General features: G+C 69.6%; 10 protein-coding genes and 1 tRNA gene. 7 read left to right on the forward strand and 4 right to left on the reverse strand.

What is annotated here, in order from left to right:
* Window position 1: 1 nt before the first annotated feature.
* The 4 genes from IE294_RS08115 to IE294_RS08130 are packed head-to-tail and all read left to right on the forward strand — an operon-like array spanning window position 2 to window position 4,429.
* The gene (locus tag IE294_RS08115; protein WP_058080162.1) at window positions 2-934 is read left to right on the forward strand and encodes a branched-chain amino acid ABC transporter permease; all 933 of its coding nucleotides are present in this window, start codon (window positions 2-4) and stop codon (window positions 932-934) included.
* A gap of 5 nt (window positions 935-939) precedes the next feature.
* Window positions 940-2,766, forward strand: a complete 1,827-nt coding sequence (locus IE294_RS08120; protein WP_189883813.1) for a branched-chain amino acid ABC transporter permease — start codon at window positions 940-942, stop codon at window positions 2,764-2,766.
* Window positions 2,767-2,771: 5 nt separating this feature from the next.
* The gene (locus tag IE294_RS08125) at window positions 2,772-3,716 is read left to right on the forward strand and encodes an ABC transporter ATP-binding protein (RefSeq protein ID WP_189883815.1); all 945 of its coding nucleotides are present in this window, start codon (window positions 2,772-2,774) and stop codon (window positions 3,714-3,716) included.
* Window positions 3,713-4,429 carry an ABC transporter ATP-binding protein gene (locus IE294_RS08130; RefSeq protein ID WP_189883817.1) on the forward strand — a complete coding sequence of 239 codons (717 nt, stop codon included), beginning with the start codon at window positions 3,713-3,715 and terminating at the stop codon, window positions 4,427-4,429. The genes IE294_RS08125 and IE294_RS08130 overlap by 4 nt, the downstream gene beginning before the upstream one ends.
* Before the next feature lie 68 nt (window positions 4,430-4,497).
* Here IE294_RS08130 and IE294_RS08135 read toward each other — a convergent pair whose 3' ends face one another.
* Complete coding sequence (locus IE294_RS08135; RefSeq protein ID WP_189815574.1) at window positions 4,498-5,154, reverse strand: ANTAR domain-containing response regulator; 657 nt, start codon at window positions 5,152-5,154, stop codon at window positions 4,498-4,500.
* Between the two features lie 100 nt (window positions 5,155-5,254).
* Between IE294_RS08135 and IE294_RS08140 the strand changes: the two genes are divergently transcribed.
* Both IE294_RS08140 and IE294_RS08145 read left to right on the forward strand, forming a co-directional pair.
* Window positions 5,255-5,329, forward strand: a tRNA-Leu gene (locus tag IE294_RS08140).
* Between the two features lie 106 nt (window positions 5,330-5,435).
* Window positions 5,436-6,008: a helix-turn-helix domain-containing protein gene (locus IE294_RS08145; RefSeq protein ID WP_189883819.1), complete on the forward strand. Its 573-nt coding sequence runs from the start codon at window positions 5,436-5,438 to the stop codon at window positions 6,006-6,008.
* 28 nt (window positions 6,009-6,036) lie between these two features.
* Here IE294_RS08145 and pyk read toward each other — a convergent pair whose 3' ends face one another.
* The gene (gene pyk / locus IE294_RS08150; RefSeq protein WP_189883821.1) at window positions 6,037-7,473 is read right to left on the reverse strand and encodes a pyruvate kinase; all 1,437 of its coding nucleotides are present in this window, start codon (window positions 7,471-7,473) and stop codon (window positions 6,037-6,039) included.
* Between the two features lie 233 nt (window positions 7,474-7,706).
* On the opposite strand from pyk, the gene IE294_RS08155 reads away from it, so the two are divergent.
* On the forward strand, window positions 7,707-9,512 hold the full coding sequence (locus IE294_RS08155; RefSeq protein WP_189883823.1) for a bifunctional metallophosphatase/5'-nucleotidase: 1,806 nt from the start codon (window positions 7,707-7,709) through the stop codon (window positions 9,510-9,512).
* Window positions 9,513-9,535: 23 nt separating this feature from the next.
* Here IE294_RS08155 and IE294_RS08160 read toward each other — a convergent pair whose 3' ends face one another.
* Entirely contained in the window at window positions 9,536-10,948 is a 1,413-nt protein-coding gene (locus IE294_RS08160; protein WP_189883825.1) for a lysine N(6)-hydroxylase/L-ornithine N(5)-oxygenase family protein, read from the reverse strand.
* The gene (locus IE294_RS08165) at window positions 10,945-12,309 is read right to left on the reverse strand and encodes a pyridoxal phosphate-dependent decarboxylase family protein (RefSeq protein ID WP_189884102.1); all 1,365 of its coding nucleotides are present in this window, start codon (window positions 12,307-12,309) and stop codon (window positions 10,945-10,947) included. Before IE294_RS08165 ends, IE294_RS08160 begins: the two co-directional genes overlap by 4 nt.
* Between the last annotated feature and the right edge of the window lie 319 nt (window positions 12,310-12,628).

Below are 12,628 nucleotides of genomic sequence, written 5' to 3' on the forward strand. Positions count from 1 at the left end.
GGTGAACGAACTGCCGCAGCAGCTGGTCAACGGCCTGCTACTCGGATCCATGTACGGGCTGGTCGCCATCGGCTACACGATGGTCTATGGCATCGTCCAGCTCATCAACTTCGCCCACGGCGAGATCTTCATGACCGGAGCGTTCGGCGCCCTCACGGTCTACGCGTACATCCTGCCCGACGGCACCTCCATGTGGGTCGCCCTGCCACTGATGCTCATCGGCGCCGTCCTGGTCGCCGTACTTGTGGCCGTGGGAGCGGAGCGGTTCGCCTACCGGCCTCTGCGCAACGCCCCCCGCCTGGCCCCTCTCATCACGGCCATCGGCCTCTCCCTCGCCCTCCAGCAGGCCGTCTGGGCCTGGTACCCCGAGGCCAAATCCGCCCGCACCTTCCCGCAGATCGACGGAGGCCCCTTCCACCTCGGCAGTGTCACCATCCAGACCGGCGACGTCTTCCTCATCATCGCGGCCCCCATCAGCATGGCCGTCCTCGCCTACTTCGTCATGAGGACCCGCACCGGACGCGGCATGCAGGCCACCGCCCAGGACCCCGACACCGCCAAGCTCATGGGCATCGACACCGACCGCATCATCGTGGTCGCCTTCGCCCTCGGCGCTGCCTTCGCCGCCATCGGCGGCGTCGCCTACGGCCTCAAGTACGGCCAGATCGACTTCCGCATGGGCTTCATACTCGGCCTCAAGGCCTTCACCGCGGCCGTCCTCGGCGGCATCGGCAACATCTACGGAGCCATGATCGGCGGCGTGGTCCTCGGCGTCGCCGAGACCCTGGCCACCGCCTACATCGCCGACATCCCGGGCATGGACAAGTTCGGCAGCCAGTCCTGGGCCGACGTCTGGGCCTTCGTACTCCTCATCCTCGTACTGCTGTTCAGGCCACAGGGCCTGCTCGGCGAGCGCGTCGCGGACAGGGCGTGAGACCGATGACCACACAGACCACCGCACCCGGCACACCCAGCGCCCGCAAGGCCGACACCCCGACCGGCCTGCTGCCCCTGCCCGAGAGGGCCGGCCGCGCCCTCGCCCTCGGCGGCAGCGCGCTGACGATCGTCTCCACCTTCCTCGCCTGGACCTGGACCGCAGACTTCCCCGGCGACCTCACCGTCTACGGCTACCCGGGCGGCCTCCAGGTCCTCGTCCTCATCGGCGCACTCCTCGCCACCCTCTTCGCCCTCGCCTCCTACGGCATCCGCGGCCTCGGATGGCTCGTACCCGCCGGCCCCGACGCGGCCCTGCGGTTCGCCACCCTCGCCACCTTCGCCACCAGCTGGTACACGGTCCTCGCGATCAGCGTCGACCTCGGCGGACTCGTCAACCTGGAACCCGGCGGCTTCCTCGTCGCCCTCGGCAGCCTCGCCGCCCTGGCCGGCGCCCTCGCCCTGCCCTTCCAGCGACCCGAACCCGAGCCGATCGACCCCGACGACACCGGCTGGGAGAAGTTCAAGCACGGTGCCGCGTACAAGTGGGAGACCACCAAGGCGGTCTTCGCCGCCGACGCCCCCCGGCCCGCGGCCACCCTGCCCGCGTACGCCGAGATCCTGATCATCGTCGCGATGCTCGCCCTCGGCCTCGTCGTCTTCACCTACGGCATCGGCACCGAGTACGACGAACTGTTCATCGGCTTCCTGATCACCGCGGGCTTCGGCTTCGCCGCCCTCAACAAGGCCGGCCTCATCGCCCACGCCTCACAGATCGCCTCCCGGCACACCAACATCACCATCTGCGGCGCCTTCGTCGCGGCGGCACTCTTCCCCTTCACCCAGACCAACGACCAGTACGCGACCCTCGGCGTCTACATCCTCATCTTCGCCACCGTCGCCCTCGGCCTGAACATCGTCGTCGGCCTCGCCGGCCTCCTCGACCTCGGATACGTCGCCTTCCTCGGCGTCGGCGCCTACGCCGCGGCCCTGGTCTCCGGCTCCCCCAACTCACCCTTCCACGTCCACTTCCCCTTCTGGGCCGCCGTCCTCATCGGCGCCGCCGCCTCCCTGGTGTTCGGCGTCCTCATCGGCGCCCCCACCCTGCGCCTGCGCGGCGACTACCTCGCCATCGTCACCCTCGGCTTCGGCGAGATCTTCCGCATCACGGCCAACAACCTCGACGGCACCTCGGGACCCGACCTCACCAACGGCTCCAATGGCATCGCCTCCATCCCCAACCTCGACATCCTCGGCTTCGACCTCGGCGCCCAGCACGACATGGGCGGCTTCACCATCGGCCGCTTCGCCAACTACTTCTTCCTGATGCTGATCATCACCGCCGTCGTCGTGCTCGTATTCCGGCGCAGCGGCAACTCCCGCATCGGCCGCGCCTGGGTCGCCATCCGCGAGGACGAGACCGCCGCCCTCGCCATGGGCATCAACGGCTTCCGCGTCAAGCTCATCGCCTTCGCCGTCGGCGCCTCCCTCGCCGGACTCGCCGGCACCGTCCAGGCCCACGTCACCTACACCGTGACGCCCGAGCAGTACCTCTTCGCCGGCCCCATCCCGCCCAACTCCGCCTTCCTGCTCGCCGCGGTCGTCCTCGGCGGCATGGGCACCATCAGCGGCCCGCTGATCGGCGCCGCCCTGCTCTTCCTCATCCCGAACAAACTCCAGTTCCTCGGTGACTACCAGCTCTTCGCCTTCGGCCTCGCACTCATCCTGCTGATGCGGTTCCGCCCCGAGGGCCTCATCCCCAACCGGCGCCGCCAGCTCGAATTCCACGAAGAGGCGGAAGCACCCACCCTCCTGACGAAGGCGGGGGCCTGACCACCATGACCACCCACACCACCACCACGGACACCGCCCCCGGCGCCCCCACTCCCGGAGAGACCGTCCTCGACGCCCGCGGCGTCACCATGCGCTTCGGCGGCCTGACCGCCGTACGCGGCGTCGACCTCACCGTCGGCGCCGGCGAGATCGTCGGCCTCATCGGCCCCAACGGCGCCGGAAAGACCACCTTCTTCAACTGCCTCACCGGCCTGTACGTCCCCACCGAGGGCGAGGTCCGCTACAAGGGCGACGTCCTGCCGCCCAAGTCCTTCAAGGTCACCGCGGCCGGCATCGCACGCACCTTCCAGAACATCCGCCTGTTCGCCAACATGACGGTCCTGGAGAACGTGCTCGTCGGCCGGCACACCCGCACCAAAGAGGGCTTCTGGTCGGCCGTCCTGCGCGGCCCCGGCTTCCACAAGGCCGAGAAGGCCTCCAAGGACCGGGCCATGGAACTGCTCCGGTTCGTCGGCCTCGACCACAAGGCCGAACACCTCGCCCGCAACCTCCCCTACGGCGAACAGCGCAAACTGGAGATCGCCCGCGCCCTGGCCAGCGAGCCCGGCCTGCTCCTCCTCGACGAACCGACCGCCGGCATGAACCCGCAGGAGACCCGCACCACCGAGGAACTGGTCTTCGCCATCCGCGACATGGGCATCGCCGTCCTCGTCATCGAGCACGACATGCGCTTCATCTTCAACCTGTGCGACCGCGTCGCCGTCCTCGTCCAGGGCGAGAAGCTCATCGAGGGCGACAGCGCCACCGTCCAGGGCGACGAACGCGTCGTCGCGGCCTACCTCGGCGAACCCTTCGAGGACGCACCCGGCGCCGAGGAAGTGGCCGAGGTCGAGGCCGCCGAGGCACACGCCGGGACCACGGCCGAGGCCACCGGCGCACGCGCCGACACCACGACCGACGCCGCGCCCGGCAAGGAGAACGACCGATGACCGCACTGCTCGAAGTCGAGGACCTGAGGGTCGCCTACGGCAAGATCGAAGCCGTCAAGGGCATCTCCTTCAAGGTCGAGGCCGGCCAGGTCGTCACCCTCATCGGCACCAACGGCGCCGGCAAGACCACCACCCTGCGCACCCTGTCCGGACTGCTCAAGCCGGTCGGCGGACAGATCAGGTTCAACGGCAGATCGCTGAAGAAGATCCCCGCCCACGAGGTGGTCTCCCTGGGCCTCGCCCACTCCCCCGAGGGCCGGCACATCTTCCCGCGCATGAGCATCGAGGACAACCTGCGCCTCGGCGCGTTCCTGCGCAACGACAAACCCGGCGTCGAGAAGGACATCCAGCGCGCCTACGACCTCTTCCCCATCCTCGGGGAACGGCGCAAGCAGGCCGCGGGCACCCTCTCCGGCGGCGAGCAGCAGATGCTCGCCATGGGCAGGGCACTGATGTCCCAGCCGAAGCTGCTGATGCTGGACGAGCCGTCGATGGGCCTGTCGCCGATCATGATGCAGAAGATCATGGCGACGATCGCCGAGCTGAAGGCCCAGGGCACGACGATCCTGCTCGTCGAGCAGAACGCCCAGGCCGCCCTCTCGCTCGCCGACCAGGGACACGTCATGGAAGTCGGCAACATCGTCCTGTCCGGCACGGGACAGGACCTGCTGCACGACGAGTCGGTCCGGAAGGCCTACCTCGGCGAGGACTGACCGCCCGGGTACGACGAAGGCCCGCGCCCCCTTCTCCGGGGCGCGGGCCTTCGTCGTACAAGACGGGCTCAGTCCTTCTTGGCCGCCTTCTTCTCCTCGTTGTCCGCGATGACCGCCTCCGCGACCTGCTGCATCGACATACGGCGGTCCATGGAAGTCTTCTGGATCCAGCGGAACGCGGCGGGCTCGGTCAGGCCGTACTCGGTCTGGAGGATGGACTTCGCACGGTCGACCAGCTTGCGGGTCTCCAGCCGCTGGGTGAGGTCGGCGACCTCCTGCTCCAGCTGCTTCAGCTCGGTGAACCGGGAGACGGCCATCTCGATCGCCGGGACGACGTCGCTCTTGCTGAACGGCTTGACCAGATAGGCCATGGCACCGGCGTCCCGGGCGCGCTCGACGAGGTCGCGCTGCGAGAAGGCGGTGAGCATCAGCACCGGCGCGATGGACTCACCGGCGATCTTCTCGGCCGCGGAGATGCCGTCCAGCTTGGGCATCTTCACGTCCAGGATGACCAGGTCCGGCTTGTGCTCGCGGGCCAGCTCGACGGCCTGCTCACCGTCCCCGGCCTCGCCGACGACGGTGTACCCCTCCTCCTCCAGCATCTCCTTCAGGTCGAGCCGGATCAGGGCCTCGTCCTCGGCGATGACGACACGGGTCGTCAGCGGAGGAACGTGCGACTTGTCGTCGTCGGGCACGTCTACGGGCTGGGGCGACTCGGGGGTCACGGGGGCTCCTCGTTCAGGGCAGGGGTACTGCTGACAAGAGCCTACCTAGCTACGGTATGGTGGACGCGCGGAGGGTCGAGGGAAACCTTTGATTCCGCGGGCCCCGGTAGCCCAATTGGCAGCAGGCAATGGATTCAAAACCCATACAGTGTCGGTTCGAGTCCGACCCGGGGCACCTTTCCTTGGATTCCAAGGTCAGCAGATGCAAGCGGATGTCCTCGTTCTCGTGAACATCCGCTTTTTGCCGCGTGTCATGCTGGTCGCTCACGCACCGTGTGCACATGTACGACATCAACACACGCGAGCGAGCGGTGGCGCTGGCAGCGCAGGGGCGAAGCCTCAACTCCGTCAGCAGGGAGACGGGGATATCCCGATACGCGATCCGCTCCTGGCAGACACGCATCGAGCCGGTCGAACGCGTAGGCAAGCCCTGTCCTCGCTGCCAGGAACAAGGCTGCGCAGCGGTCACCAGCACCAGCAAGCACTGGCCCTGCCTCTTCCCCCAGCACGGCCCCGGTAAGAAACACGAGCGTCCGATCGTTCTGGAAGCCTGGCAACGAGCCATCGTCGACGCTCATCCATGGGAGTTCATCCGGGGCCTGATCCACTCCGACGGGTGCCTCATCACCAACTGGACGACCCGGCTCGTCGCCGGTGAGCGCAAGCGGTACGAGTATCCGCGTTACTTCTTCACCAACAAGTCGGACGACATCCGGGGCCTGTACACGGACACCCTCGACAAACTCAGCGTCGAGTGGACGCACTGCACCCGCGACGGGAACCCGTACAACATCTCCGTCGCCAAGAAGGCCTCCATAGTCCTGCTGGACGCCCACGTCGGCCCCAAGCACTGAAAGGGGCCCCGCAAGAGGACCCCGCCCGTCACTTCGGGCTGTCGTCCTCGCCGATGTGGTGGACGCGGACCATGTTGGTCGAGCCGGAGACGCCGGGCGGGGAACCGGCCGTGATCACCACGACGTCGCCCTTCTGGCAGCGGCCGTACTTCAGGAGCAGTTCGTCCACCTGGTCGACCATGGCGTCCGTGGAGTCCACGTGCGGGCCGAGGAAGGTCTCCGCGCCCCAGGTGAGGCTGAGCTGGGAGCGGGTGGCCGGCTCCGGCGTGAAGGCCAGGAGGGGGATCGGGGAGCGGTAGCGGGAGAGGCGACGGGCGGTGTCCCCGGACTGGGTGAACGCGACCAGGAACTTCGCGCCGAGGAAGTCGCCCATCTCGGCGGCGGCCCGCGCGACCGCGCCGCCCTGGGTGCGCGGTTTGTTCCGCTCGGTGAGCGGCGGCAGTCCCGCCGCCAGCATGTCCTCCTCGGCCGCTGCGACGATCTTCGCCATGGTGCGTACGGTCTCGACCGGGTACTTGCCGACGCTGGTCTCGCCGGAGAGCATGACCGCGTCCGTGCCGTCGAGGACCGCGTTGGCGACGTCGGAGGCCTCGGCGCGGGTGGGCCGGGAGTTCTCGATCATCGAGTCGAGCATCTGGGTGGCGACGATCACCGGCTTGGCGTTGCGCTTGGCGAGCTTGATGGCGCGCTTCTGGACGATCGGCACCTGCTCCAGCGGCATCTCCACGCCCAGGTCGCCGCGTGCCACCATCAGCCCGTCGAAGGCGGCCACGATGCCGTCGAGGTCGGCCACGGCCTGCGGCTTCTCGATCTTGGCGATCACGGGGAGGCGGCGGCCCTCCTCGGCCATGATCCGGTGCACGTCCACGACGTCGTCGCCGCTGCGGACGAAGGAGAGGGCGATGACGTCGAAGCCGGTGCGCAGCGCCCAGCGCAGGTCGTCCTCGTCCTTCTTGGAGAGGGCGGGGACGGAGACGGCCACGCCGGGGAGGTTCAGGCCCTTGTGGTCGGAGATGACGCCGCCCTCGACCACTCGGGTGCGTACGCGGGGGCCGTCGACGTCGGTGACCTCCAGGCAGACCTTGCCGTCGTCCACGAGGATGCGCTCGCCGGGGGTGACGTCGGTGGCGAGGCCGGCGTGGGTGGTGCCGCACCGGTGGCGGTCGCCGTCGACGCCTTCCTCCACGGTGATGGTGAAGGTGTCGTCGCGTTCAAGGAGTACGGGTCCTTCGGCGAAGCGGCCGAGCCGGATCTTCGGGCCCTGAAGGTCGGCGAGGATTCCGACGCTGCGCCCGGTCTCGTCGGCCGCCTTTCGCACGCGCTGGTACCGCTCCTCGTGATCGGCGTGGGTGCCGTGGCTGAGGTTGAAGCGGGCGACGTCCATTCCGGCCTCGACCAGTGCCTTGATCTGGTCGTACGAGTCGGTGGCGGGCCCCAGTGTACAAACGATCTTTGCTCGGCGCATGAGTCGAGCCTATGACTTACCGACGGGTAGGGAATTGGCGCCGTATGACCACTCAACAGACTTTCGGCAAAGGGTTATTGACAAGTGTTGAATTGTGCGGCTGTCCGCTCCTATGAGCGATGGTCACCAGATCGCAACCTTCCGGACCTGTTGCCGTAAGTCATGACCAGGTCAGAATCTACGCGCGTTGTTGTACTCGCGCGTTGTTGTGCCACCGCCAAGGAGACCGAGACATGCCGTTGAACCGCCGGAAGTTCCTGAAGAAGTCCGCCGCCACCGGAGCGGGAGTGGCGATCGCCGGCGCGGCGGCGGCTCCGGCGGCCGAGGCGGCACCGGCCGGGAAGCCCGGGCACCCCGTGAAGCGGTACTCCCTGACCGTCATGGGCACCACCGACCTGCACGGGCACGTCTTCAACTGGGACTACTTCAAGGACGCCGAGTACGCCGACAACGCGGGCAACGCGACGGGCCTGGCCCGTATCTCCACCCTGGTCGAGCAGGTGCGCAAGGAGAAGGGCCGCGGCAACACGCTGCTCCTGGACGCCGGTGACACCATCCAGGGCACCCCGCTCACCTACTACTACGCCAAGGTCGAACCGATCACCGCCAAGGGCGGCCCGGTGCACCCGATGGCGCAGGCGATGAACGCGATCGGGTACGACGCGGCGGCCCTCGGCAACCACGAGTTCAACTACGGCATCGAGACGCTGCGGAAGTTCGAGGACCAGCTCGACTTCCCGCTGCTCGGTGCCAACGCGGTGGACGCGAAGACGCTGAAGCCCGCCTTTCCGCCGTACTTCATGAAGACGTTCCACGTGCCGGGCGCCAAGCCGGTCAAGGTCGCCGTGCTCGGTCTGACCAACCCGGGCATCGCGATCTGGGACAAGGCCTACGTCCAGGGCAAGCTGGCGTTCCCGGGTCTGGAGGAGCAGGCCGCGAAGTGGGTGCCGAAGCTGAGGTCGATGGGCGCGGACGTGGTCGTCGTCTCGGCGCACTCGGGCACCTCGGGCACCTCGTCGTACGGCGACCAGGTGCCGTACGTGGAGAACGCGGCGGCGAACGTGGCCAGGCAGGTGCCGGGCATCGACGCGATCCTGGTGGGCCACGCGCACCTGGAGATCCCGGAGCTGAAGGTCGTCAACGAGGAGACCGGCAAGACGGTCGTCCTGTCGGAGCCGCTGTGCTTCGCCGAGCGGCTGACCCTCTTCGACATCGAGCTGGTGTTCAGCAAGGGCCGCTGGGAGGTCGAGTCGGTCTCCGCCTCGCTGCGCAACTCCAACGGCGTCGCCGACGACCCGAAGATCACCAAGCTGCTCACCGACGAGCACAAGAAGGTCGTCGCGTACGTCAACCAGGTCGTGGGCCGGGCGACCGAGACCCTGACGACCGTCGAGGCCCGCTACAAGGACGCCCCGATCATCGACCTGATCACCAGGGTCCAGGAGGACGTGGTCAAGGCCGCGCTCGCGGGTACGGCGTACGCCTCGCTGCCGGTGATCGCCCAGGCCTCGCCGTTCTCCCGGACCTCCGAGATCCCGGCCGGCGACGTCACCATCCGGGACCTGTCGAGCCTGTACGTGTACGACAACACGCTGGTCGCCAAGCTGCTGACGGGCGCCCAGGTCCGGGCCTACCTGGAGTACTCGGCGGAGTACTACGTCCAGACGGCCGCCGACGTCACGGTGGACGTGGAGAAGCTGACCAACGCCGGTGGCCGCCCGGACTACAACTACGACTACGTCTCGGGCCTGTCGTACGACATCGACATCGCCCGGCCGGCCGGGTCGCGGATCAGGAACCTGACCTTCGGCGGGGTCGCGCTGGACGACGCCCAGGAGTTCGTGTTCGCCGTGAACAACTACCGGGCCAATGGCGGCGGTGCCTTCCCGCACGTCGCCACGGCCAAGGAACTGTGGTCGGAGTCGACGGAGATCCGCACCCGGATCGCCGAGTGGGTGACCGCGAAGGGTGTCCTGGACCCGAAGGACTTCGCGTCGGCGGACTGGAAGCTGGTGCGCGACGGCAAGCCGGTGTTCTAGGGGTCACCCTCCCGCGGCGGCGTTCACCTGTCCTCGACGAGCGGGGTGAGCCGCTGGGGCTGTCTGCCCTGCGGGACCCGGGCCGCCGGCTCCTGAAGTCCGAAGGAGGTGAAGGCGGTCCGGGACGGGAGCGGGTACGGCTCCTTGCCGGTGAGCGAGTTGAGGATGGTGGCGCTGCGCCAGGCGGCGAGGCCGAGGTCGGGGGCGCCGACGCCGTGTGTGTGCAGTTCGGCGTTCTGGACGTAGACCGAGCCGGTGACCGAGGGGTCCAGCACGAGGCGGTACTCCTCGTCGACGCGCGGGCGTTCGCTGCTGTCGCGGCGGATGTAGGGGTCGAGTCCGGCGAGGACGCGATCGAGGGGGCGGTCGCGGTAGCCGGTGGCGAGGACGACGGCTTCGGTGGTGAGCCGGGAGCGGCTGTCCTGCTGGAGGTGCTCCAGGTGCAGCTCGATCTTGCTGGTGGCGATCCGGCCGGCGGTGCGGACGCGGACGCCGGGGGTGAGGACGGCGTCGGGCCAGCCGCCGTGCAGGGTGCGCCGGTACAGCTCGTCGTGGATGGCGGCGAGGGTGCCGGCGTCGATGCCCTTGTACAGCTGCCACTGGGCGGCGACCAGCCGGTCGCGGACGGGCTCGGCGAGGGCGTGGAAGTAGCGCGTGTAGTCGGGTGTGAAGTGTTCCAGGCCGAGCTTGGAGTACTCCATGGGCGCGAACGCCTCGGTACGGCCGATCCAGTGCAGTTTCTCCCGGCCGGCCGGGCGGTGCCGGAGCAGGTCCAGGAAGACCTCGGCGCCGGACTGTCCGGAGCCGACGACGGTGACATGCCCGGCGGCGAGGATGCTGTCGCGGTGGTCGAGGTAGTCGGCGGCGTGGACGACGGGCACGCCGGGCGCGTCCACGAGGGGCCTGAGGGGGTCGGGCACGTAGGGGGCGGTGCCGATGCCGAGGACGACGTTGCGGGCGTAGGTACGGCCGAGGGCCTCGGTCTCGCCGTCGGCGTCGAGCTGGCTGAAATCGACTTCGAACACGTCCTGTTCGGGGTTCCAGCGGACGCCGTCGACCTGGTGGCCAAAGCGCAGTCCGGGCAGTTGCCCGGCGACCCAGCGGCCGTAGGCGTCGTACTCGGCGCGCTGGATGTGGAGGTGCTCGGAGAAGTAGAAGGGGAAGAGCCGCTCGCGGGTCTTGAGGTAGTTGAGGAAGCTCCAGGGGCTGGTGGGGTCGGCGAGGGTCACCAGGTCGGCGAGGAACGGCACTTGGACGGTGGCGCCGTCGACGAGCAGGCCGGGGTGCCAGTCGAAGTCGGGGCGCTGTTCGTAGAAGACGGCGTCGAGTTCGGCGAGCGGCTGGGCGAGCGCGGCGAGGGAGAGGTTGCAGGGGCCGATGCCGACGCCGACCAGGTCGCGTGGGGAGGCGGGTTCGTGGCGTGGGGGGTGGGTCATCCGGGGAGGCTTCTTTCGGCGAGTTCTACGAGTTTGAGCAGGTGGGTCAGGTCGTCCGGCCGGGTGTGGGGGTTGAGGACGGTGGCCTTGAGCCAGAGCCTGCCGTCGAGTCGGGCGCGGCCGAGGACGGCCCGGCCCTCGTGCAGCAGTCGTCGGCGGACGGTGGCCACGGCGTCGTCGTCGGCTTCGGCCGGCCGGAACAGGACGGTGCTGATGACGGGGCGGTCGTACAGCTCGAAGCCGGGGTGCTCGCGGATCTGTCCGGCGAACTCGCGGGCCCGGGCGCAGACCTGGTCGACCAGGGTGCCGAGTCCGCTGCGGCCCAGGGCCTTCAGGGTGACGGCGGTCTTCAGGATGTCGGGGCGGCGGCTGGTGCGCGGGGAGCGGCCGAGCAGGTCGGGGAGTCCGGCTTCGGTGTCGTCGTCGGCGTTCAGGTAGTCGGCGCGCTGGTGGAGTGCGGTGAGTTCGTGGGGGCGGGCGACGGCGAGGAGTCCGGCGGCGACCGGTTGCCAGCCGAGTTTGTGCAGGTCGAGGGTGACGGTGTGGGCGGTTTCGAGTCCGGCGAGTTTGTCGCGGTGCCGGTCGCTGAACAGCAGGCCGCCGCCGTAGGCCGCGTCGATGTGCAGCCGGGCGCCGTGGGCGGTGCACAGGCCGGCGATCTCGGGCAGCGGGTCGATGAGGCCGGCGTCGGTGGTGCCGGCGGTGGCGGTGACGAGCAGCGGGCCGGGGAGCGCGGTGAGGGTCTCGTGGAGGGCGGCCGGGTCGAGGGTGCCGCCCGGTGCCGGGATGACGACCGGGTCGGGCAGGCCGAGCAGCCAGGCGGCGCGCGGCAGCGAGTGGTGGGCGTTCGCGCCGCACACGAGGCGCACGCCGCCGTGTGCCTCGCGGGCGAGCAGTAGGGCGAGCTGGTTGGACTCGGTGCCGCCGGTGGTGACGAGGGCGTCGGCGAGCCCGGCCGTGCGGGCGAGGGTGCGGGTGACGACGGCCTCCAGGGCGGAGGCGGCCGGGGCCTGGTCCCAGGAGTCCAGGGAGGGGTTGAGGGCACTGGCGGCGAGGTCGGCGGCGGTGGCCACGGCGAGCGGCGGGCAGTGCAGGTGGGCCGCGCACAGCGGGTCGGCGGGGTCGGCGGAGCCCGCGGCGAGCGCGTGCACGAGGGTGCGCAGGGCGTCCGGGTCGCCGGTGTCGGGCAGGACGTCCCCGAGGGCGTCGGCGACGCGCGCGGCGACGGCGTCCGGTCCGCCGGCGGGCAGTGGTCCGCCGCGCTCGTCGCGGCCGGCCGCGAGGGCGTCGAGCACGGTGTCGAGGAGGGGCCGCAGGGCGTCGGGGCCGCCGGGGCCGGAGGCGAGGGGCGGCAGGCTCATGGGCTCTCCTGCGCTCATGGGCTCTCCTCCGGGCAGGGGAACGTCCGGCGGGCGTCCAGGGCCCGGGGCTTCCGGCGTGTGGGTGGAGTTCCAGCTTGTACCGGAAGGGGGCCCTGTGTCCCGGAAGCCGGGCGAACGAAACCCGAAAGTGTGTACTGCCGTACCCCTGCGAGGTGTTGGGGCGGGCGGGCTCCTCGCGTCCGGCCCGGAAACCGGCGGCGTGGTCCCGGGCCCGTCGGGCGGGGGGTGCGGGCCGGGGTTCCGGTGAGCCGGCACATGCGGCGGTACGTGCGGGAAGGGCTCCGGGGCCGTCTCGGCC

The organism is Streptomyces canarius (assembly GCF_014650735.1).
GTDB lineage: Bacteria > Actinomycetota > Actinomycetes > Streptomycetales > Streptomycetaceae > Streptomyces > Streptomyces olivaceoviridis.

What these genes read in the sequence shown, in the direction of transcription:
- IE294_RS08120 (WP_189883813.1), top strand. Translation starts at nt 940, where the DNA reads ATGACCACACAGACCACCGCACCCGGCACACCCAGCGCCCGCAAGGCC.
- IE294_RS08125 (WP_189883815.1), top strand. Translation starts at nt 2,772, where the DNA reads ATGACCACCCACACCACCACCACGGACACCGCCCCCGGCGCCCCCACT.
- IE294_RS08130 (WP_189883817.1), top strand. Translation starts at nt 3,713, where the DNA reads ATGACCGCACTGCTCGAAGTCGAGGACCTGAGGGTCGCCTACGGCAAG.
- IE294_RS08145 (WP_189883819.1), top strand. Translation starts at nt 5,436, where the DNA reads ATGTACGACATCAACACACGCGAGCGAGCGGTGGCGCTGGCAGCGCAG.
- pyk (WP_189883821.1), bottom strand. Translation starts at nt 7,473, where the DNA reads ATGCGCCGAGCAAAGATCGTTTGTACACTGGGGCCCGCCACCGACTCG.
- IE294_RS08155 (WP_189883823.1), top strand. Translation starts at nt 7,707, where the DNA reads ATGCCGTTGAACCGCCGGAAGTTCCTGAAGAAGTCCGCCGCCACCGGA.
- IE294_RS08160 (WP_189883825.1), bottom strand. Translation starts at nt 10,948, where the DNA reads ATGACCCACCCCCCACGCCACGAACCCGCCTCCCCACGCGACCTGGTC.
- IE294_RS08165 (WP_189884102.1), bottom strand. Translation starts at nt 12,309, where the DNA reads ATGAGCCTGCCGCCCCTCGCCTCCGGCCCCGGCGGCCCCGACGCCCTG.